Here is a 393-nt window from a genome sequence, read left to right as displayed (position 1 = left end):
ACGTGATCCCGAGCTCCTCGAGAGCCTGCTCGAACGCGTCGCGCAGCGCCTGAATCTCCTTTGGAGGGACGTTTCCTCCTTCGGTTTCAGCAATTCGCCGCCCTCCCGCGCCGCGTCCGTCGCGGCCTTCTTGGCGGCGTCACCAGTTTCCTTTCCGATGCCTTCGGTCCAGACCTTCCTGCCGAGCTCGAAGATCTCGCCGACAGCCCCGACCGGGGGTACCCCGAAGTAGATCGAGGCGGCCGAGGTCGCTGCGAGCTTCGCCGCCCGGAGCCATTTCACACGCCTGGCGAGGGACGCGACCTTGTCGACGGCCGTCTGTCGGCTGTCCGCTTCCTTCGCGAGCTTGTCAGCGATCACGTCCATCAAAGCGGCGCGCGCATCGTCGTACCC

The 393-nt window shown here is 66.2% G+C and carries 1 pseudogene; it reads right to left on the bottom strand.

The window, feature by feature from the left end:
* A pseudogene (locus tag I6F36_RS39325) lies at positions 1–393 on the bottom strand (hypothetical protein); the annotation flags it as partial.

This window comes from Bradyrhizobium sp. BRP19 (assembly GCF_020194195.1).
Classification (GTDB): Bacteria; Pseudomonadota; Alphaproteobacteria; order Rhizobiales; family Xanthobacteraceae; genus Bradyrhizobium; species Bradyrhizobium yuanmingense.
Note: the sequence above shows the minus strand (reverse complement) of the source record. Positions and strands in the feature narration are given on the sequence as shown.